This is a genomic window from Vibrio sp. M250220, from assembly GCF_036533795.1.
Classification (GTDB): domain Bacteria; phylum Pseudomonadota; class Gammaproteobacteria; order Enterobacterales; family Vibrionaceae; genus Vibrio.
The window spans coordinates 1-21,114 of sequence record NZ_JATABI010000055.1 but is presented as its reverse complement, the minus strand read 5'-3'; the positions used below and the strand labels follow the sequence as shown (position 1 = coordinate 21,114).

Below are 21,114 nucleotides of genomic sequence, written 5' to 3'. Positions count from 1 at the left end.
GGATTGACCCACAGCGTAATTAAGATTAGATTATGGGCATCGGACTGTAGCGCAGCTTGGTAGCGCACCGTCATGGGGTGTCGGGGGTCGGAGGTTCAAATCCTCTCAGTCCGACCATACACCTAAAAAAAGAGAGCTTCGGCTCTCTTTTTTATTGCCTCAAAGCAGCCTAAAGTATAAAAAAACACTCGCTTAAACACCTTTTTACTTTCAACCGCTCAATATTAAAGCAAACAATAAAATTAGGGGTTTACAAGATTTGTGAACCTCTATATTATGCGCTTCAACAACGGAGAGATGGCTGAGTGGTTGAAAGCACCGGTCTTGAAAACCGGCATACGTTAATAGCGTATCTAGGGTTCAAATCCCTATCTCTCCGCCACTTTTAAAGATTAAACCGCTGTTTTTACAGCGGTTTTTTCGTATCTATAGCCTCAGAAATCATCTTGCACAGAAAGGTAGCACAGATGTACTTAATGAGACTCAATAGACATTCAAACAGTAGCCACCTTCTGACGTCGTTGACGTTGAGTTGCAAATCACCGTTCTATAGCTGATTGATGTTTTCATACTGACCTTGGACGTAACTACCTAGATGGGTGGAAAACAGTCCTGATTCAATCAAATCCAGCGCCTTGTTTTTTAGCTCTTTAGGGTAGATGCGTAAGTCAACTAACTCGGGAATCGGGACCCATTCTACAGATTGAATATACCTTTCATCATTAAGACCACGCAGGTTTCTTGTATGCGGAACGCCAAGGTAGCTGTCGATAAGATAGAAAAACTCTGCATGATAACGATTGGTGTGTGTCTCCAAAAACTCCCTGACGCAGATAAGCTCGCCGACCTCTACCTCTATTCCTGCCTCTTCTTTAAACTCTCGCACCACACAGGCCTTGGAGCTCTGGTCACAAGCTTCCATTCCCCCACCTGGCGGAATCCAATATTCACCGCTAAAGTCTTTCACCTTTAGCAGCAACATTGCACCATCTTTTATCAATAGCCCTGCCCCTCGGATGCGATGCTCCATGAGTGCTCCTTATTAACGTCCATAAGTGTTTATCGCCGCACGAATCAGTTGCATGTGGATTGGAACCAACTCTTGATGCTCACTTCGATAACCGCCCCCAACCACACAAGCGATGGGGATCTGCTTCTGTTTCGCTAACTCAAACATAAACTGATCACGCGCGTAAATCGCTTCACTCGTTACATTTAAATAGCCTAGCTCATCATCCTGATGAATATCGACGCCTGCGTCATAAAGAATAACATCAGGTTGATGAAGATTGATCGCCATCTCAACAACGGAAGTAAATGCCGAAAGAAATTCTGTATCATCAGCGTCTCTTGGCAGGGCAACATCTAAATCCGAATCGGGTTTACGCGCGGGAAAATTCTTATCGCAATGAAAAGAGAGGGTAATAATCCGCGCATCTCCATCGCATAAGGTCGCTGTACCGTCACCGTGATGCACATCACTATCCACGATTAAAATCTTATCGACACCTTCTATATCTAGCCCTTGCTTGGCGGCAAGCACGAGATCATTAATTAGGCAGAAGCCACTGCCAAAATCGTAATGTGCATGATGATAGCCACCACTGAGATGAATCGCGACCCCGTTATTGTATGCCTGCCGAACGGTTTCACAGGTTCCACCAGCCGACATTAAAGTCCGATTGATCAACTGCTCACTCCAGGGAAAACCAATTCGGCGCATTTTAGTGACGCCAAGCTTTCCGGTTATCAATGAATCAATGTAGTCGGGGCAGTGACACTGACTGACTTGCTGCTGCGATAATGGCTGAGGCTCAACATAGTGCAGACTGCGGAGCCATTGAGGATCTTTCCCTCTTTGTTCTTCAATGGCTTCAAACAATAAGCGGTACTTGTTGATAGGGTAACGATGCCCAGCAGGTAGAGCTAATTGTGAATAAAGCGAGTGATAAATCAGAGGGATCATATTGGTTCGATTTGAGCAAAGATTACGGCTCATGTTATCAGTTGGTTATTTGGTTGCAAGGCTACTCATCGACTTCAGTGGTCAAATAGTCGAGGAAACTGGTGTAGTCTACGCAGAGTCGATTCTCAATCTATTGAATGGCAACAAGCACGAGGTGCGTTTACCGCCGATGGAGCTGATTGTCCGCCAATCAACAAAATCGATTTACCGTTAAGGCTAGCTGCGCGTGAGAGCATAGGTTAACAACGACTATCAATGCATCTACCTTGAGTTATAGTCGTCAATCCGGCGAAGCTCAGCTTCAGGTTGCTTACAGAGCTTATCAAATCACTATAAGTATCAAAATTGATCACATTTTAGATTATGATGATACTTATTGCTTAGTTACCATCTTGCGCTTTCTCTAATCTGTAGTGGTTAAAAACACTTTAAACATCAGAGATAAGGAAGGTTAATATGAAAATGAGTAAGCACACACTTGGCTTGGCGTTACTTTCAGCCACCAGCATCGCTTTTTCGGGCGCCGCGAGTGCATTACAGCTCACCAGTAGCGATATTCAGGAAGGTCATCCAATGGCAAAAACCTTTGAGTATGCCGGCTGGGGATGCGATGGAGGTAACCTCTCACCACAATTGAGTTGGAAAGAGATTCCTCAAGGTACCAAAAGTTTCGCTATCACCGCTTACGATCCAGATGCCCCAACAGGCAGCGGTTTTTGGCATTGGATTGCCATTGATATTCCACTAGAAACAACTCAACTGCCAAGAGCAGCGAACATCAGTGAGCTTGGTGGGAAAGAAGTTCGTATAGATTATGGTTCGGTTGGATTTGGTGGTGCCTGTCCTCCGATCTCTGACGGCATGCATCGATACCAATTTACCGTTTGGGCTCTGCCTAAAGCTGAACTAGGGCTCAACAAAGACACACCTGCTGCCGTAGTAGGATTTACTCTTAATAGTATGGCTTTAGACAAAGCGACACTAACAGCCACATACACTCGCTAATCGAAAAGGAGATGTGATGACTCACCTCTATCAAGTGACAACGTTTCGAGCACAGCAGCTCCAAAAGCTCCGTAATGTGACAATTCACTCTCCTAGCCTGATTCAAATATTATCTGGCAGTAAAAGGCTGTTCATTAATCAAGGGACGGTAGATCTTGCCTCGTCAACCTTATTGCTGTGCGAGGCTTCTTCTCGATTTAGCTTTGAGAATCTTCCAGATAAAGGGGCTTTTCTATCTCGGGTATTCAGTTTTCACCACCCTGCCCCACAAAGTTTGATTCAACTCAGCAACGACAATGCCAATAGGCTTCAACAATCTTGGATCAAAAACGATAAAGCGATTGAACAGACGCTAAATGTTCTTTTTACTCTCGACTTAAAAACAATGAGTCACGCCACGCAGCGTCTTTGGCTGGCTCCACTTTATCAGCAGTTAGCTGAGCGAGGAGCGCTTCACTGCCTGTTTAGTAGCGAACAAACCTCGTTTAGCCAGCAACTGACTCGTTATCTTGCCCAATCTCCGAGTGACACTCACCCATTAGAAGAAGTCGCTAGTCACTTTGCGATTAGTCGAGCGACCTTTATGCGCCGACTCAAAAAAGAAGGCACCCAATATCGCGATGTGCTTACCGAAGTGAGGCTCAATCACGCTCTCAATTTAATGCAAACAAGAAACTGGAGTGTCCTCCAACTCGCTTATATGTGTGGCTATCAATCTGAACAACGTTTTACGCAACGATTTAGATCTAAGTTCGGTTTAACACCGGCAGACTATATGCAGACCGTAAACAGCGATATGTCTCACACCGCTCAAGCAAAGGTGCATTAGAATGACAAAGTCGGCATTGGGGTTAGTAGTCGTGGCTTGTTGGATTCTGACCGCCTGTCAATCTGACCGCCCAAGCGTTTTCTTCGATGACTATCTTACTCGGGTGGTACGGATTCAAAATGCGCCCCAAGTGGAGAGCACATTGGAAGACTATGTCAATCTACCTCGCAAGCGCGACCTATATATTGAGATACCCTCGATATCTATTGGGCTGCTCGATAGCTATCAACTGCGTCAGTGTGGCTTATTTAACTTGATTGCTGAGCGAAACTCCGTACTGGGTAAAGTCGCTGATGAGTTTCGCAACTACGATTATCAAAATGCACTATTGGATGGCTTGTCACGTTGTATTAATAGTCCGCAACTTGATCCAGAATTACAGCAAGTGCTGGCAGAGATAGGGGCACACAAACGCGCACAGTTGGCATTGCATCAGTGGAACTTGCTCTTTACTAGTGAAGCGATGCAAAAACAGTTACAAGGAAGTCAGTGGTTAGAGGCTAATCTTGGTCAAACGGTATCTGAGGTCAATGAAGCGCTAACTAGACTCAATCTCGCCTTCCATCAATCCGAAGAGAAAACCATCGACGTTCAAGAAATACTGGAGAAAAATAACATCGTTGGCAATCTAAACTACTCTCTTGTCATGGCGACCAGTAAGCTCAATCTGGTCACGCTGCAGCTTACCGAATATGATCATAGTGTTCTCTGCCAGCCCAACCGCAATACTACAAAATACCAGTACTTGAACAATGTCTTCGAACAGCAGTATGTCGCCAAAGTCCAACCTTATATGGCTCAGCTCGACCGATATTATCAGAACCTATCCGCAAACTTGACTCTGTTTGCTCCTCAACCTGATATTCACAATTATGTTTATCCGTTAGCGCAAAACCATCAAGCTTTTCGGTTAGCCATACGCCGCCACGTTGACTACTGGCAGCAGCTCTTTAAACGCTGTGGTCGTCAGCTCGGCTAACCGGACTTAGGCGCCGTTTTCGTCGCAGGTTTTTTGCGATATCGAGCGTTTTTACGCTTGTAGGCAGGGCGCTCTACTTGCGGTAAGTGACGTAGAGATTGCGGAACGTCACCACTACGAACTTGAGCCATCAGGTCATCAATTCGTTGCTGTAGCGCCTGCATAAACGGCAGATATGCCTGATTGCGATCAGCCATACCTTGCAACTGGTGCTCCCAGTTTGCCGTCATGTCTGGGAATGTAGAGTCACTCGGCAACGCGTGGATCAAACCGCGACCCGCTGGCGTACTGAGAATCGACTTACCCTGTCGTTGCAGTAACTGGCGCTTAAACAGCGTATCAAGAATCCCTGCACGTGTGGCTTCTGTGCCTAAGCCGTCGGTTTCTTTAAGAATCTTCTTTAGCTCTTTATCTGCGACAAAACGGGCAATACCCGTCATGGCTTGTAGCAGCGTCGCTTCCGTAAAGTGCTTCGGCGGCTCAGTTTGGCGATCTTTAATTTCACCCTCACGGCAAGTGAGTACACTACCTTCAGGCAGTGGTGGAACCGTATCTACCCCAGAATCTTCATCATCCACTTTGCCCAGCAACTCTTTCCAGCCAGCGGACACCAACTGACGACCTTTAGCAATAAAGGTTCCTCCAACAATATCAAACACCAATTTCGCTTCGGCGTAGACTGCCGCTGGGTAAAACTGCATTAGATATTGTCTTGCGATCTGTTGATAGATCTTCATCTCGTTCGCAGAAAGCGCATTGTGTGAGGCTTTCTTTGGCGTCGGAATAATCGCATGGTGAGCGTCGACTTTTTTATCATTCCACGCTTTTGATTTAAGGCTAAGGTTTGCACCCTTTACCGCCTCACCAAGCTCCTTGGCATTGTTAGCGACAGCGTCACAAACACTACTAGCTTGACCATAGTGCTCAAGCGGCAAGTAACGGCAGTCAGAGCGGGGATAAGTAATCAACTTGTGTTTTTCGTACAGCGATTGACAGGTATCCAGAACCTGCTGAGCACTCATACCAAAACGTTTTGCTGCGTCAATTTGTAGTGCTGAAAGCGAATATGGCAGTGGCGCTGATTGCTTCGTCTGTTTCTGCTCAGACTCAACCACTTTGGCTGGTTGATTCGCTATTCGCTGAGCAACATTTTCGACCAACTTGCGGTTTAATACCCGCCCTTCTTCATCTTGCCATGGTTTACACGCTTCACTTGGCTTCCAACGCGCTCGGATATCAAACGGATGCGAGCCATCTTGGTAGGGAATCAGTGCGTGCAATGTGAAGTAGTCACGAGGGATGAAGTTCTCGATCTCTTCGTCACGACGTACAACCAGTCCAAGTACCGGCGTCTGCACTCGACCGACAGACAGTACCCCCTGATAGCCAGCCTTTTGACCAAGCAAGGTATACGCTCGAGACATATTCATACCGTAAAGCCAGTCTGCACGGGAGCGAGCTAATGCGGAGATTGACAGTGGAATAAAGTCACGATTACTGCGCATTTGGTTCAAAGCGCGTTTCACTGCAGGTAAGTTGAGGTCGCTGATCAACAGACGTTGGGTCGCATCCTTCTTCGATTTACTTACTTTGCAATAATCGAGCACCTCGTCCACCAGCAGTTGCCCTTCTCGATCTGGGTCGCCAGCGTGGATTATCTGACTCGATTCTTTAAGCAATTTTCGGACGACGGTTAACTGTTTGCTGGCAGACTTTCGTGGTCTTAATTGCCACTGTTCCGGCACAATCGGAAGATCTGCCAGATTCCATTTTTTATAGCGTTCGTCATACGCATCAGGCTCTACCTGTTCAAGCAAGTGACCGATGCACCAAGTCACCACATCACCGCTACCACAGCGAATAAATCCTTGCTCGTTTTTTTTAGGGCCAGGCAGTGCCGCAGCAATCGCGCGACCTAGGCTGGGTTTTTCAGCGATAAACAGACGTGACATAAAGTAGGACTAGCTAAAAACAATAAGGGCCACATTATCGAATGTGGCCCTTATAAATCAAGAAAAACTGTAAATTTAAACAGTATTATTCTTCGTCAGACGCTGCACGCTCAGCCGCTTCTTTTACTAGAGGCTGAAGTTCACCTTTCTGGAACATTTCAATGATAATGTCACAACCACCGATAAGCTCGCCTTCAATCCATAGTTGAGGGAAAGTTGGCCACTGTGCGTAAGCTGGTAGCTCTGCACGTATATCAGGGTTTTGAAGAATGTCTACGTACGCAAACTTCTCGCCACAAGCCATCAGCGCTTGTGCCGCTTGTGAAGAGAAACCGCAGCTAGGTAGTTTAGGAGAACCCTTCATGTATAGAAGGATAGAGTTTTCTGCGATTTGCTGTTTAATTTTATCGATAGTTTCCATTGCTTCCTCTTAATGGAGTTACTGCAAATATTCTGGACATTCTAAACCATTAGCGCAGAATAAAAAGCCTATAATATCTATGGTTATTTACAAGGTTATGCTTTTGAGACTTGCTGAGCTTAACTAATAAAGAAATTTCATATAGAAAATGTCACCCTGCGCTTTTAATAAAGTAAAAACTTGCTAAACTAGAGCGCAAGTCAGCAAATTGATCATGGTTGGTGATTCACTGACCATGACTAATAAATAACACTGGAAGCAATCGAGAGGGGCAACCCTTTCTCATCAATGGAGAATTGAGCAATGGCATTTGAACTACCAGCTCTTCCTTACGCGAAAGACGCACTAGAACCACACATCTCAGCAGAAACTCTAGATTTCCACCACGGTAAGCACCACAACACTTACGTTGTAAAGCTTAACGGCCTAATCCCAGGCACTGAGTTTGAAGGCAAAACTCTAGAAGAAATCGTTAAGACTTCTACTGGTGGTGTTTTCAACAACGCAGCTCAAATCTGGAACCACACTTTCTACTGGCACTGTCTAGCGCCTAACGCAGGTGGTGAACCAACAGGTGCAGTTGCAGATGCAATCAACGCTGCATTCGGTTCTTTCGAAGAGTTCAAAGCAAAATTCACAGATTCTGCTATCAACAACTTCGGTTCTTCTTGGACTTGGCTTGTTAAGAAAGCAGACGGCTCTCTAGAGATCGTAAACACATCTAATGCAGCGACTCCTCTAACAGAAGAAGGCACAACACCACTTCTAACTGTTGACCTATGGGAACACGCTTACTACATCGATTACCGTAACCTACGTCCAGACTACATGAACGGTTTCTGGGCACTGGTTAACTGGGACTTCGTTGCAGAAAACCTAGCAAAATAATCCATCTTCCCTAGGATTAAAATTTAGTCATATTAAAAGCCAGCATTTCGCTGGCTTTTTTGCTTTTCTCACTATGATTTTCCTAAAGTTTTTCGAAGCTAAGTCGCTATAAAAGCAACACTCGAGAGGCATTATGCAGATTCATACTTTAGACAAAGCAGCAATTATCAACGAACTTCAGTTCGGTAATGGGATCAACCATGCCGTACACGAAGGTCGTCGTGCAGACTTTGCGCTAATTCTGTCAATGTTCTCTGATGACGTTCGCGACAACACGCCGACGGAAAAAATTGACCAAGTGGACACCAGTGAGCAAGCGTTACGCAAACGCTTCGAGTTGCAAGGCCCACAACAATTGCGTTCAGATCAAAGCTCCTATGAACTTTCTGCCCAGCAAGCATCTCTCTTTCATAGCTCCGGTTTACCGAGTGCAAAACTGTGTCATTACTTAAAACCTGACGCTCTGACCTATCTGCCAGAAGAGACTCATGACTTGCCAGAAGAGGTCTACCATAACCTGTCGGGTCATCAGCGAAGGCTGCTCAGTGAAAAAGAACCTAAGTCTTTGATGCCTATCGATCTTTATAACCAATTAATCAAAGCTCAGCGTACTTTCCAAATTCAAGCACAAGCTTAGCACCATCATTCTATTTTTGTCTTAAATGTGCTACTCCACTAGCAAGATCCCGCCAATGTGTGAATAGCACCAAAGAATCGTAAATAACCTTCCATCTCACTAAGGTTATTTGACCTTATTCACAACTAAGTCACAGTTAATCTACCATGATATGTGGACACCTTTTTGCGCGTACATTGCTTATGGGGGGTAAGCCAATGGATATAAAAAAAGCTGTCGTTTTAATCACATCAGCAGGTTCTCAGATCGGGAGTACTCTTGCGTATCACTTCACCTCGCTTGGGGCGACCGTGGTTTTGTGTGATGTAAACAATCCACAATTAAAACAGACCTATCATCTGTGCAGTGAGATCTCCGACAATGTATTCCAGTTCACGATTCAAGATCATTCACTAAGCTCAATTCAAGACCTGTTCGGTTTTATGGATAGCTCCGTCAAACGCTCACCAGATGTATTAATTAATGCATTGACGGCAGAAGCCATGCCCCACATTTTTGATCAACAAGCCAGTGCATTGTTTACCCAAAAGCTCTCCCTAATGGCAGCAACCATGTTCAGTTTTGGTCAAGCAACCGCAGAACGCATGCGGCAAGAGAAGAAAAATGGCGTGATTGTTAATGTCATTGCACATCCGGAATATCAGGATTTATCAGGTTTTGACAATGCCGCCTCGATGGTCGTTGGCTTCACCCAAAGCTGGGCTCGTGAACTAACGCCATTTAATATTCGAGTTGCTGGTGTTGTACCTGCTCTTGAGCATGACGATACCCATTGGGCTGAAGTACAAGATGAGTTGATTCGGAACACAGAATATATTGTCTCTAATGACTACTTTAGTGGTCGTGTGATGGCTGCTTAGAGTGCTCACCACTAAGTATTGAAAATGGTGAGCGACAGTTGTTTATAGAGAATCTAGAATTTTCTCAGACGCTTCTTCAATGAGATCCAACACCAACTCAAATCCGCTATCACCGCCGTAGTATGGATCTGGAATTTCATCGTAGCTTGAATTGGTATAGCTTAAAAATAGTCGAATCTTGTACTGAAAATGGGCCGGACACTGGGAAATAAGATCCGCTTTATTGTCTCTGTCTGCAGCAAGAATGAGGTCAAAAGCTTCAAAATCACTGCTAACAATTTTCCTTGAGCGAATGCCTTTAAATGAATAGCCGCGTTTCTCTCCCGCCTCTTTGGAACGCGCATCTGGTGGATTGCCTTGGTGATAACCAATTGTACCTGCGGAATCAACTTCAACGTCAATACCTCGCTGGCTTGCCTTAGCTCTCAATATAGCTTCACCAGTTGGTGAACGACATATGTTTCCCATACATACGACGAGTATTCTCTTCGCCATCGACCTAGCCTCCTCGCTAGCTATTAGTTGTCCATAAAACTGGTAGGTGTTTGCATCAACTTGAATCGGTTATCATATCCACAAAGTGACTTAATAAAAAAGGAATAACCATGGTCTCTGAGAGCAACAAAGAAGCACGTCACAAAGCAAGGCAACAAAAAGTAAAACAAGAGGTCGATGCGAAAGTCGCGGCAGCTCAGGAAGAGAAAGGATTGTTGTTGGTGATTACTGGCAATGGCAAAGGAAAATCCACTTCTGGATTTGGTACGATTGCACGTGCAGTAGGCCATGGCCTCAAATGTTCCGTTGCTCAGTTTATTAAAGGGACATGGGACAATAGTGAGCGTAATCTTCTTGAAAAGCTCGGCGTAGAGTTCCAAGTAATGGCTACTGGCTTTACATGGGAAACACAGAATAAAGCAGCCGATACAGAAGCAGCGCAAATCGTCTGGCAGGAGTGTAAACGAATGCTTAAAGATGAGTCGCTCAACGTTATCCTGTTTGACGAACTGACCTATATGGTTAGTTACGGCTACATAGACTTAGACGAGGTTGTCGACGCACTGACCAACCGTCCTAAGATGCAATCTGTAGTGATCACAGGTCGCGCAGCTCATCGTACATTGATCGAGCTTGCAGATACGGTGTCCGAAGTGAAAAACGTCAAACATGCTTTTGAGTCAGGTGTAAAAGCCCTCAAAGGCGTCGACTGGTAACCTAGACAAACACCTAGATGTAAGACTCTAGGTGCTTGGAGTACAAAGCTACTCGACAATGAAACGACCTAATAGCTCCTTTTGATCCTCAGATAAACGAGCAAGTTCGTCAGAAGCTTCAAAACAATGTTCAATGCTTTCGCTGTTATCTGTTACGAGCCCAGATAGAAGCGTAATGTTCTCTGAAATAGACTCCGTCACCTGCACCTGCTCTGACGAAGCCGCCGAGACTAGCGTATTTTGTTCAGAAATTTTTTGCACAGAGGAGTCGATATCCATAAAAGCATTCAAAACTTGCTGGGAAATGTCTTCACTCTCTTTTAGCAACTCTAAATTATCTTGAATCTGTCTATAGACCGTTTCAGCTTGATCTTGAAGCGCCCCAATAACACTCTGAATCTCTGATGTTGATTCTTGTGTTCTAACCGCTAAGCTTCTCACTTCATCTGCTACAACAGCAAAACCTCTTCCTTGCTCTCCAGCTCGAGCTGCCTCTATCGCTGCATTGAGAGCCAGCAAGTTCGTTTGTTCTGAAATACCATTGATTACTTCTACTACTTGACCAATATTGCTCGAATGTTCCTTCAGCGCCATCATCACTTGGGCAGAGCCATGAATAGAACCAGAGATCTTCAATCCAATTTCTTGAGAGCAATCAACTCGGCTTCGACCCAGTGAAATATGTTGCTGCGCTTTTTTCGATGCTTCCTCTGCAAGAGATGCGTTGCTATTTACCTCTTTAGCGGTACAAGACAACTCCGTAATTGAAACGCTAATTTGATTAAACTGCTCTCGCTCTTGTATCGCATTATCTTTTGATTGTTGCATCACCGATGATAGCTCAGTCGCAGATGAAGCCACATTAAGACCATTCGAATTCATCGTTTTGATAATTTTAGAAACGGATTCTGATAGCTGATTAATAGACTTTGACAAAAGACCTATTTCATTGTTACCTTCATACGAACTAACAACAGTAAAATCTCCACTTGCCATTTTTTGCAAAGCCAAAACAATGTTATTAATAGATTTTGATAAACCATTTGAAATATACCAAGAGAAAATTAAAGCAACAATAAATATAATAGATATTTCTATATAGCTATCAATGGTAATTTCCTCTACATCTTGCTTTGACTGTTTAAATTCATTTCTAATACTGGCATTCATCTCATCAGAAAAATCTGCAAGTGATGTAATTAATTCCAATGCCAACATATCAGCCTTTTGCAAGTACAAGTCAAACTCGTCACTATCCGTCGAGTATTTCCTCTTATAGTTGACCAGCTCTTTTGCATGTTCATAGTAATTATTAAACTTATTTTTTCGAGCAACAGTGGTTGCCTTACCATCATCAATGAAGCCCTTTTCAAAGTTTTGGCGCCATTCTGTCAATAACTTTAAAAACTCACTCTCGAACTCCTTGCGCGTTGATGCTTTAAGAAATAATAACCTGATCTCATAGGTTGGCTGTATTTCGTTGTCATTAATTGCATTTATGGAGGTGAGTGCTGAGTGAGAAATCTCAGACAAAGTGACTATCTCGTCGTTCATTTGTCCTTGCTTAAGGATATAAACTGAAGAAAATGAAATTAATATAGCGACAAAAGAAATATTTAACTTACTTTTTATACCTAATCCACGAAAAAAATTTTTCATTTATTACACCAACTATTCGTACACATGTACGCCTTATTAAACACGGTTGAATTGCTTAACATGATAACAACAAAAAACGCACGAATCTGTAGGATAATACCGAAATCAATGTAGGAACTATCACTTAGAACCTATCCCAAAAGGATTTCATTCCCACAGAGATTTATTCCAAACAATGCGACCACAAGCAAAAATAGCTCTATTAGATTGTTATTATTTAAGTTTATTCACGACAAGTAATGGCACTCTCAATAGATACGAGGATGAATGTACTCATGTCTTCGTTGTAATATCACGGGTACTGTTGCGAGGACAACTTGATGATAAAGATAATATTGATGATATATGCGTGGCATTCTAATTTAATTGACTTAGGTTAGAACACCAAGCCAACAACCTGACCAGAATAACCTTACAATCGTAAAAAAGGGCTTCTAATAAATCAGAAGCCCTTTTTTTATATAACAAAATGTCAGATGTTAGTTAAACAAGCCTTTAATTAAGCTGTTAACCGCTTCCTTGGTTTTTTCATCTTTGATTTTGTCACCTAATTTCTCATCGAGCTTTTTCAGACCACGATCAATTTCTTTTTCCGCTTTCTGTTTCAGCACATCATCGAACACGAGCTTGAACTTAGGTTCAGACCAGTGACCAGATATATTGATAGGAATGGTTACGTCTTTGAGTTCATCAATGTCCTTGCCACCTTGCCCTTCTAAAGAGCCGACAATCGATGTACTGACGGTAAAATCAACCGTTTCATTGAGGTAATTGGCACTGCCTGTACCACGAATGCGCAGCAATGGTGATTGCATGGTCAAATCGTTAGTCGACACATTGCCCTTGTTAAGCTTAAGTGTTGCTTTCATCGCACTGAAGTCAGTTTTTTGCACTTGATCAACGGACTCAACTTTTTCGCCTTTGATCTTTGCATAGTTCTCACGAATTAACTGAGCGACGTTAATACCATTAACTGCGCCATCTTCGAAGTTAATCACCACATTGCCGACTAAGTTCTTCTTAATGCCAGTTGGCGTCAGGCTAGTACCTTTTACGTCAACATCAATGTTACCCGTCCCTTCTAAGGTCTCATTGTTAGCTACATCCTTCAGTAAAGGCAGCACTTTAACACCTTTGATGCGTTTTATAGCCGTATAGCTGGCTGGTGATTTACGTGCATCTAAACGTGCAGTTGCACTAATTGAGCCCTCATACAAATTGGACGTAAATGAAGTCAGTTCAGCAACACCACGATTCACAGAGAAGCTTGCTTTAACATTCTGCATTTTGGCATTACTCGCTTTGAATTTGTCGATACTAATATCACCTTCTATATCCAACGTTTTTAATGCCGTTAAATCAGGTTCAACCTCTTCAACAGGTTTCTTAGGCGATGTTTCAGATGGTTTCTGTTCAGATTTTTGTGCTGGAGAAGAAGCTTGTTTCTGCTCTTCGGCTGGCTGATGAAGGCCTAAAAACTCATCTAAATCAATATTAGGGCTGTGCAACGCAAAACGAATTTTTGGAATCTCCACGAGCGTCACATCCGCTTTACCGTCAAATTGCAGTGCGTTGGCAGTTAATTTCTCTAGTACAAAGCTTAAGTGACTTTTAACTAGGTCAAACGATAGGTCTGATGCCATATCCACTTTCATCGGCGATTGTGGCAAAGTCTCGCCTTTGAATTGTGCATCTAGTATCAATTGGTTCATTAATACTTTGGTAATCGCCTGATCAACGGTTAACGAAGCAGAGCCTTTCATATCAATATCAAGACCAGCCGCATTACCTATGACTGAGTAGGTTAACGCATTAGCTTTATCAAACTCGAACGTCTCTAGGCCGAGCTTAACACTATCAATACGAGTGGCAGGATCACTCATGCTTGCCTCGAGATTTATATTGCGCAGAGCGTATTGCGTGAAACCTGTAGCCAGCTTGAATTCAGCATCACCTTTAGCACTGAACTTCTGCTGATTGTTTTCACCTTTGGCAGCAAACTCGACTTTGGTCCATTTTTCTGCGGCAAATTCAGACAGATTTAGTGATACATCGTAAAGTTTAGTAAACGAGCCTGCCTGTTTATCCTGAACATCAACCGAAGCGTTAGAGATTGTGACACCCGCTACATTGATACTCCAAGCCGGCGCGGAACTTGGGGTTTCTGAGCTCTGCTCGGCTGGCTCAGAAGCAACATCTGTTGTCGGCGCTGAAGTGGCGGTATCTGCCTGAGCGTTTTGTGCCTGAGTAAGAGCATCAATATTTCGCGTACCATCTTTTAGCGTTTCTAATGAGAACGCAGCACCATCCAGTGTGATGTTGCCAATTTCGAGCTGTTTGTTAAACAAAGGCATGACAGAGACATCAATCCCTACCGTATCGACTTTAAACATATTCAGCTGCTCAAAACCTTGCGGGTTACGCAATTCAGTCTGACCTAGCTCAAAGCCAATCGATGGGAAAAACTGCCAGCTAATGTCACCGTCGATGACCAGATCTAACCCAGTTTGAGTTTTGGCTTGTTCGACAATTAGTGGTTTAAATTGGTTGGGGTTAACGAGGGTAACCAACGCGATAATCGCACCAAGAATAGCAATTACAGGGATGGCTATTATTAGTAATAGTTTCTTCATCAGCAGTATCCTTGCTTGGTGAGCACACCAAAAAAAAGAGGCAAGCTCCAAGTATAAATGATCGTGGCAGAATATCAGACGACCATAAAAAGAAAGTGGCACTAAAAGTGCCACTTATCTCATAAAAAATAAAGTCTTAAGCGTTTATTCGGTATTAAGCTTTCAAAAGTTTTGCAATGTGAGCTTTTAGCACATCAATCGCGATACGGTTTTTACCGCCACGAGGTACAATAATGTCTGCATATTGCTTTGATGGCTCGATAAACTGCATAAACATTGGACGAACGGTTTCTTGGTACTGTTTAAGCACTGAATCCATTGTGCGGCCGCGCTCTTCTACATCACGTTTTACACGACGTAGCAGACAGATATCCAACGGCGTATCCATAAATACCGTCGCGTGCATCAGGTCACGTAGACGAGGATCGGTCAGAAGAAGGATACCTTCAAGGATAATGACTTTCTTAGGCGTCATTGTTGTGGTGTTTTCTGTACGGGTGTGCTTAGTGTAGCTGTACTCAGGTACTTCTACTGCTTGTCCCTTAACTAACTGCTCTAGGTGTTCGCACAGCAGATCATGATCGAGTGCGCTTGGGTGGTCATAGTTGGTTTTTACACGCTCATCCATACTCAGATGGCCTTGGTCGTTGTAATAGCAATCTTCCGTAATCACACCAATTTGATGATCGCCCACTTTCGCACGTAATTCGTTGTAGATAGTGCTAGCGATTAAACTTTTTCCAGAAGCAGACGCGCCAGCAATACCGACGATGACGCATTGATTATTATCAGACATTATTCTTGCACCCGATGAATTAGATTGGTGTCATATGCTAATACTAGCAGTGCTCATCGAACCGAGCTCTGTGTATTAGGACAAATTTAGATAAACCGCCTGATTATAGGGAGTTAAGAGGTGAGTTGCCAGTCGCTATTAAGCCGATTTACGTAAATGGAATAAAAGTTTTCAGCGCAATCGATTACACGGAATAAGAATTAAAAAGAGCGCTAAATGAACGCTCTTTTTTTGACCACACTACTGATTATTCGACCATGGTAAACAGTATTGAATCGGGTTTTGCTTTGCCCTGCCAGTACAATCTCGAGCTTACTGCTTCCGCCAAGGTGAGATATTGTCTTCCATGCTCAGACTCAGGTCGAGCAGCGACTGTCGGCTCGCCTCGGTCGATATCTTCTCGCATTTGAATGTGTAGAGGGATTTGAGCTAACAAGTCTAAGCCATACTCATTGGACATTTTTTCTGCACCACCAGCACCAAAGATGTGCTCTTTTTCGCCACAGTGACTACAGATGTGGTAACTCATGTTTTCGACAATGCCAACCACAGGAACGTCTACTTTTTTAAACATGGCTGCACCTTTACGCGCATCGGCCAACGCTAGGTCTTGCGGTGTCGTGACGATAACCGCACCCGTGACTGGGACTTGCTGGGCAAGCGTTAACTGGATATCACCCGTACCTGGCGGCATATCGATAACTAAGTAATCTAGCTCAGGCCATTCGGTTTCATTGAGAAGTTGAGCCAACGCTTTCGCCGCCATAGGGCCACGCCAAATAGCCGCTTCATCTTTTGAAACCAAGTAACCGATTGAATGTGTGTAAATACCATGGGCAACAATCGGCTGCATCCACTTGCCATCTCTAACTTCTGGCTGAGCCTCTGTCTGCCCTAGCATAAGAGGAACCGATGGGCCATAGATGTCTGCATCAAGCAATCCGACCTTTGCACCAGATTTTGACAGCGCAAGTGCAAGGTTTACCGATGTCGTCGATTTACCTACTCCACCTTTTGCTGACGTAACAGCAATAACATTTTTTACCCCTTTCACCTGTGAGGCAACGTGTGTCTCAAGGGCTTTTGGTGCAACAAGAATATCATACGAAAACGACGCCACCTCACCTTTCGATTGAGCAGCCGCTATCCAGTCAGTCAGCTCCTCAACTAAACCGCTAGCTGCAAAAGGAATTTCTATCTTAAAGCCCGCCGCTTCAACACTAACGATCTTGGCTACTGACGCCCACTGTGGCGCTAAGCTTGAATGCTCAAATTGGTTTAACCAATCACAAAAATCTTGCTTTGAACTGAATTGACGCATAGGTCCTCCTTATGCATCTAATCGTAACACTCTGTCAGCCTAGACTGAACCATGAAAAAACTAGGGTATTCCTGTAACTGGTACCTTGGAGTCACTGGTTGGATAAGGTAGTATTACTCTCTATTTTTTTATACATCCTAAGAAGCGAATATTAAGTATGGCAAACGATCCAAGAACTCTTGATCCAAGGAAACTGCTGGTCACTTGTGCCCTTCCGTACGCTAACGGTTCGATTCACCTAGGTCACATACTTGAGCACATTCAAGCTGACATCTGGGTTCGCTACCAACGCCTACGCGGCAACACTGTAAACTTCATCTGTGCTGACGATGCTCACGGCACGCCAATCATGCTAAAAGCACAACAGATGGGTATGACGCCAGAAGAGATGATCGCTGCAGTAAGTGAAGAACACCAAAAAGACTTCGCTGGCTTCGATATTAGCTTTGATAACTACCACAGCACTCATTCAGAAGAGAACCGTGAGCTTGCATCTCACATCTATCTGGAACTGAAAAAAAATGGCTTTATCTCTAGCCGTACTATCTCTCAGCTTTTCGATCCTGAAAAAGAGATGTTCCTTCCAGACCGTTTCGTGAAAGGTACTTGCCCTAAGTGTAAGTCTGAAGATCAATACGGCGACAACTGTGACAACTGTGGTGAGACATACAGCCCTACTGAACTGATTGATCCTAAATCAGCAGTATCTGGTGCAACACCTGTAATGAAAGATTCTGAACACTTCTTCTTCGACCTACCTCAGTTTGAAAACATGCTAAAAGAGTGGACTCGCTCTGGTTCGCTACAAGCTGAAACTGCAAACAAGATGCAAGAGTGGTTCGAATCTGGTCTTCAACAATGGGATATCTCGCGTGATGCGCCTTACTTTGGCTTCGAGATCCCAGGTGAGAAAGACAAATTCTTCTATGTTTGGCTAGACGCGCCAGTTGGCTACATGGCTTCATTCAAGAATCTATGTAACAAACGTGACGACCTAGACTTCGATGAGTACTGGAAAAAAGACAGCACGACCGAGCTATACCACTTCATCGGTAAAGACATCGTGTACTTCCACTCTCTATTCTGGCCAGCAATGCTAGAAGGCAGTGGTTTCCGTAAACCAAATAACGTATTCGTACACGGCTACGTAACGGTTAACGGTGCAAAAATGTCTAAGTCGAAAGGCACATTCATCAAGGCAGCGACTTACCTAGAGCACCTAGATCCTGAATGTCTGCGTTACTACTATGCAGCGAAACTCAACAGCCGTATCGACGATCTGGATCTTAACCTTGAAGACTTCACTCAACGCGTTAATGCTGACGTAGTTAATAAGATTGTGAACCTTGCTTCTCGTAACGCTGGCTTCATTTCTAAACGTTTTGAAGGCAAGCTATCGGCAAACTTCGCTGAACCTGAGCTATACAACGAGTTTGCGGCGGCGGCAGATCGTATCGCAGAACTTTACGAAACTCGTGAGTTTGGTCGTGCTATTCGTGAAATCACCGCACTAGCAGATAAAGCGAACCAGTATGTTGACGAGAAAGCACCGTGGGTAGTGGCGAAAGAAGAAGGTAAAGACCAAGAGCTGCAAGACATCTGTTCTGTAGGTATTAACCTATTCCGCGTACTGATGACATACCTCAAGCCAGTGATGCCAGAGCTTGCTGCGCGCACTGAAGCATTCCTGAACGAAGAACTCACTTGGGATGGCATTGCGACGCCACTGACCGCTCATGAAATCACGAAGTTCAAGGCACTATTCAACCGCATCGATCCTAAAAAAGTTGAAGATATGGTTGAAGCGTCTAAGCAAGATGCTGCCGCTGAAGTAGCAGCGAAAGAGAAAGCTGAAGCTGAAAAGAACCAAGCTAGCCAAACAGAACTCGACAAAGATCCAATCGCTGACGAGATTGAATTTGACGCTTTCGCCGCAGTGGACATGCGTATCGCACGTATTATCTCATGTGAAGAAGTGCCAAAAGCAGACAAACTACTCAAGTTCCAGCTTGATATCGGCGGTGAAACTCGTCAGGTTTTCTCGGGCATTAAATCGGCTTACAAACCTGAAGAACTGGAAGGTAAGCTAACCGTAATGGTAGCAAACCTAAAACCTCGCAAAATGAAGTTTGGTATGTCTGAAGGTATGATCCTAGCCGCTGGCCCTGGTGGCAGCGAATTGTGGATCCTTGAACCACACGAAGGCGCTCAGCCTGGCATGCGCGTCATGTAAACTGAATAAATCGTCTAACTCAGAGCCCTACTCATCGAGTGGGGCTTTTTTATGTCCCTCACATTATCAGTGCTTTATGCACCAAATCGGTTCAAAATAATTCAATAACAAAATTTAACTGATTGAATTTTAATAAAATTAGAATTGGCACCATATCTGCTCTACCACTTTGTAGGTTAACATTAACAAGGAGTAAGTTATGTTTGTGCTTTTTTCACTAATCTTGTCCCTGACGATTCTTGCAACCCTGTTTCACCATTCAAAGAAACGTCATTCCGGTCTTGAACGAAAATTCGAGATTTTAGTTCTGCTGCGCCAACTATTGCTGCTTAGCCGACAACATAGAGCCATCACACATCAAGCATTGACTAGCCAAGATTTTGAGCGCCAACAAAACACACTGGCGGGCATTTTCGATTCGATGATGGACCACTCCAATACACTTATCGCTACAGCCCAGTTCGAAAACAAGCCAATGTATCGAATTTTGCAATTAAAGCTCAAATCTCTGCACCAAGAGTGGCAACACCGAACAGTGGCACGGAATCAGATTATTCACGGTAAAACCATTCGCCACTGTATGTTTTTAATGGATGAAATCGCGATTGCATGGCTGATTGAATCTGGCCGAGAAGACATTAGTGACGAATATCATATGAACTGGCAGCAGGTACTCGATAGTATGGAGACGCTCACCCAACTAAGAATATCAGTTCAGGATCTTGACCATCCTGAAGGTATGATGCGAGTGAAATACTACTGTGATAAAACTCGACGCAAACTGAGCCAACTTTCATTGATTAGCCCGCTTTCTGTTGCGTCACCATTGAGTTCCAAGGCAATGCATACACTGACAGAACTCAATGCCAATGATGCACTAGAGATGACCAGTGACGAGCTGTACCAACTAACCACTGACATATCCTTGGTTATCTCACAAGTGTATGACCAAATGTTGTCTGACATGACTGAAAGTCTCTATCTGCCGTTACCTAAAATCGCATTTAGTTAACGCCAAGTGCTAAGCCGTCAACACGACACTCAACAATGGGTAGCAAGCACGCTACCCATTTCTATTTCTTGAGTATTTCTTGAGAGGACAGACGCCTCAAGGGATAAGATCTTTGAGCGATTTTCTTTTTCATGCGTTGAGCATGACGGCTAGAAATGAGCACTAAATTAACAATGTTAGATCAATTGCGTTAATTCACACTTTATTGTCAATGGTCTGCAGGTGAACGCTTACAACTCTTGTTGGGTTATAAGGTGAGGGCAAGCGATAATGGTTGGCAGCGAATCCTAGTTAATGTTGATGCAAGAGGCACTTGGATGAGTTGATGCACAGAGTCCCAGTCAAACGTACGATTAACTGTAATCTTCATCCTTATAAAGCGCACTGATGAAGTCAAGCTCTTCATCAGTGAGTAATTGCCCAGACTTCTCCATTTCACTCAAGATTTTGTCAACTTCTTGTTTGATATTTCTGAGCTGCTGGTTATTGAGCCCTTCCAGCTCTGATTTTATTTCACTAAACTTCATTCAGTCACCAGTAAGTCAGATTTATAGAACTAACTTATACCATATCTCGATAAATAAATATGATTCAAAGAATTGTCCTACATTTTATTCGAGCTTGCATCTAGGCAATTAGAAATTTAAGCGGAATTTTTTCCTAAATAAAACTGAATAAATTCCGACAACACCATCACGGTCAGTTTTTGGAT

General features: G+C 43.8%; 19 protein-coding genes, 2 tRNA genes and 1 pseudogene. 12 read left to right on the top strand and 10 right to left on the bottom strand.

Annotated features, from left to right (window positions below):
- Positions 1–40 precede the first annotated feature (40 nt).
- Positions 41–117: transfer RNA gene (locus tag QTN94_RS17000), tRNA-Pro, on the top strand.
- Between the two features lie 174 nt (positions 118–291).
- Positions 292–382 (top strand) — tRNA-Ser (locus QTN94_RS16995).
- A gap of 165 nt (positions 383–547) precedes the next feature.
- Here QTN94_RS16995 and QTN94_RS16990 read toward each other — a convergent pair.
- Positions 548–1,030 (bottom strand): NUDIX domain-containing protein, encoded by a 483-nt coding sequence (locus QTN94_RS16990; RefSeq protein ID WP_138973581.1) that lies wholly within the window; start codon positions 1,028–1,030, stop codon positions 548–550.
- 12 nt (positions 1,031–1,042) lie between these two features.
- Positions 1,043–1,966, bottom strand: a complete 924-nt coding sequence (locus QTN94_RS16985; RefSeq protein ID WP_331428337.1) for a histone deacetylase family protein — start codon at positions 1,964–1,966, stop codon at positions 1,043–1,045.
- An 82-nt stretch (positions 1,967–2,048) separates the two neighbouring features.
- Here QTN94_RS16985 and QTN94_RS16980 point away from each other — a divergent pair.
- From QTN94_RS16980 to QTN94_RS16965, 4 genes and pseudogenes are all read left to right on the top strand, one after another.
- A pseudogene (locus QTN94_RS16980) lies at positions 2,049–2,180 on the top strand (LacI family transcriptional regulator); the annotation flags it as partial.
- Between the two features lie 248 nt (positions 2,181–2,428).
- Complete coding sequence (locus QTN94_RS16975) at positions 2,429–2,971, top strand: YbhB/YbcL family Raf kinase inhibitor-like protein (RefSeq protein ID WP_443088804.1); 543 nt, start codon at positions 2,429–2,431, stop codon at positions 2,969–2,971.
- Positions 2,972–2,987: 16 nt separating this feature from the next.
- On the top strand, positions 2,988–3,800 hold the full coding sequence (locus tag QTN94_RS16970) for an AraC family transcriptional regulator (RefSeq protein WP_331417392.1): 813 nt from the start codon (positions 2,988–2,990) through the stop codon (positions 3,798–3,800).
- A gap of 1 nt (position 3,801) precedes the next feature.
- Complete coding sequence (locus tag QTN94_RS16965; protein ID WP_331428334.1) at positions 3,802–4,779, top strand: DUF3080 domain-containing protein; 978 nt, start codon at positions 3,802–3,804, stop codon at positions 4,777–4,779.
- Here QTN94_RS16965 and QTN94_RS16960 read toward each other — a convergent pair.
- Positions 4,776–6,731 (bottom strand): DNA topoisomerase III, encoded by a 1,956-nt coding sequence (locus QTN94_RS16960; RefSeq protein WP_331428333.1) that lies wholly within the window; start codon positions 6,729–6,731, stop codon positions 4,776–4,778. The two genes, QTN94_RS16965 and QTN94_RS16960, sit on opposite strands and share 4 nt — an antisense overlap.
- 85 nt (positions 6,732–6,816) lie before the next feature.
- The gene (locus QTN94_RS16955; RefSeq protein ID WP_138973587.1) at positions 6,817–7,152 is read right to left on the bottom strand and encodes a Grx4 family monothiol glutaredoxin; all 336 of its coding nucleotides are present in this window, start codon (positions 7,150–7,152) and stop codon (positions 6,817–6,819) included.
- Between the two features lie 303 nt (positions 7,153–7,455).
- Here QTN94_RS16955 and sodB point away from each other — a divergent pair, with 303 nt between their 5' ends.
- The 3 genes from sodB (at position 7,456) to QTN94_RS16940 (ending at position 9,537) form a co-directional block, all read left to right on the top strand.
- Positions 7,456–8,040 (top strand): superoxide dismutase [Fe], encoded by a 585-nt coding sequence (gene sodB, locus QTN94_RS16950; RefSeq protein ID WP_069446954.1) that lies wholly within the window; start codon positions 7,456–7,458, stop codon positions 8,038–8,040.
- Positions 8,041–8,173: 133 nt separating this feature from the next.
- On the top strand, positions 8,174–8,677 hold the full coding sequence (locus tag QTN94_RS16945) for a VC2046/SO_2500 family protein (RefSeq protein ID WP_138973589.1): 504 nt from the start codon (positions 8,174–8,176) through the stop codon (positions 8,675–8,677).
- 197 nt (positions 8,678–8,874) lie between these two features.
- Complete coding sequence (locus QTN94_RS16940) at positions 8,875–9,537, top strand: SDR family oxidoreductase (protein ID WP_331428332.1); 663 nt, start codon at positions 8,875–8,877, stop codon at positions 9,535–9,537.
- Positions 9,538–9,579: 42 nt separating this feature from the next.
- Here QTN94_RS16940 and QTN94_RS16935 read toward each other — a convergent pair whose 3' ends face one another.
- Positions 9,580–10,032, bottom strand: a complete 453-nt coding sequence (locus QTN94_RS16935; protein WP_331417386.1) for a low molecular weight protein-tyrosine-phosphatase — start codon at positions 10,030–10,032, stop codon at positions 9,580–9,582.
- 110 nt (positions 10,033–10,142) lie between these two features.
- On the opposite strand from QTN94_RS16935, the gene cobO reads away from it, so the two are divergent.
- Complete coding sequence (gene cobO / locus QTN94_RS16930; protein ID WP_331428331.1) at positions 10,143–10,748, top strand: cob(I)yrinic acid a,c-diamide adenosyltransferase; 606 nt, start codon at positions 10,143–10,145, stop codon at positions 10,746–10,748.
- 48 nt (positions 10,749–10,796) lie between these two features.
- Here the strand turns inward: cobO and QTN94_RS16925 are convergent, their stop codons facing one another.
- The 4 genes from QTN94_RS16925 to apbC all read right to left on the bottom strand — a co-directional run bounded on the left by QTN94_RS16925 (position 10,797) and on the right by apbC (position 17,157).
- The gene (locus QTN94_RS16925; protein WP_331428330.1) at positions 10,797–12,407 is read right to left on the bottom strand and encodes a methyl-accepting chemotaxis protein; all 1,611 of its coding nucleotides are present in this window, start codon (positions 12,405–12,407) and stop codon (positions 10,797–10,799) included.
- Positions 12,408–12,886: 479 nt separating this feature from the next.
- On the bottom strand, positions 12,887–15,040 hold the full coding sequence (locus tag QTN94_RS16920; protein ID WP_331428329.1) for an AsmA family protein: 2,154 nt from the start codon (positions 15,038–15,040) through the stop codon (positions 12,887–12,889).
- A 154-nt stretch (positions 15,041–15,194) separates the two neighbouring features.
- Positions 15,195–15,836: a uridine kinase gene (udk, locus tag QTN94_RS16915; protein WP_331428328.1), complete on the bottom strand. Its 642-nt coding sequence runs from the start codon at positions 15,834–15,836 to the stop codon at positions 15,195–15,197.
- Between the two features lie 247 nt (positions 15,837–16,083).
- Entirely contained in the window at positions 16,084–17,157 is a 1,074-nt protein-coding gene (gene apbC / locus QTN94_RS16910) for an iron-sulfur cluster carrier protein ApbC (protein WP_331428327.1), read from the bottom strand.
- Positions 17,158–17,314: 157 nt separating this feature from the next.
- On the opposite strand from apbC, the gene metG reads away from it, so the two are divergent.
- Together metG and QTN94_RS16900 are read left to right on the top strand one after the other, a co-directional pair.
- A complete protein-coding gene (gene metG, locus QTN94_RS16905) occupies positions 17,315–19,390 on the top strand; it encodes a methionine--tRNA ligase (RefSeq protein WP_331428326.1) in 2,076 nt (691 codons plus the stop codon).
- Between the two features lie 199 nt (positions 19,391–19,589).
- Positions 19,590–20,402, top strand: coding sequence for a hypothetical protein (locus QTN94_RS16900; RefSeq protein WP_331428325.1), 813 nt, complete (start codon positions 19,590–19,592; stop codon positions 20,400–20,402).
- Between the two features lie 353 nt (positions 20,403–20,755).
- Here QTN94_RS16900 and QTN94_RS16895 read toward each other — a convergent pair whose 3' ends face one another.
- Positions 20,756–20,929 carry a hypothetical protein gene (locus QTN94_RS16895; protein WP_331428324.1) on the bottom strand — a complete coding sequence of 58 codons (174 nt, stop codon included), beginning with the start codon at positions 20,927–20,929 and terminating at the stop codon, positions 20,756–20,758.
- Positions 20,930–21,114 lie beyond the last annotated feature (185 nt).